The following is a 441-nucleotide window of genomic DNA, read 5'->3' on the forward strand; positions in this document are numbered from 1 at the left end:
GTGTTATCGAGTCCAGTTCATGTGAGTAATGATGTGTAGGATAATGTGCTGGATTTTTCAGATAATCAGGGAGTGATATTATTTTTCCGTAGCTAATTGCAGAATAAAACCAGTTGCGGAATGTCTCGCTGTTTGTTTTTAAAGCATCTTTTGGAATAAATGCTAATTTTATGTTAGAAACGTAATTAACAGGTTTAAGTGTGGTATGTCTGTTTTGTCCAAAGTCTTTTAAAGCATCTGTAAATTCATATTCTGATGTATAATTTTCTGTCTTATTACTAGGGTGTTTTATCTGGAATATGAATGAATAGTAGTTCTGGCCAAGTATTTCAACGGTGTTTGAATTTATGCTCAGTTGTTCAATAACCGCTTCTATTTTATACTCTAATTTGTCTCTGACAGATTGATATACAACCATTGCTGCATGATGTGAACCACCAC

At 33.6% G+C, this 441-nt stretch carries 1 protein-coding gene; it reads right to left on the reverse strand.

Features of this window, described 5'->3' with window-relative positions; translation table 11 throughout:
- Positions 1-441: DUF6685 family protein (locus RTW80_RS27340; RefSeq protein WP_409415325.1), on the reverse strand; the 441-nt coding region annotated here is incomplete at both ends.

It is taken from the genome of Escherichia sp. AM3, assembly GCF_032029835.1.
Lineage (GTDB): Bacteria > Pseudomonadota > Gammaproteobacteria > Enterobacterales > Enterobacteriaceae > Escherichia > Escherichia coli.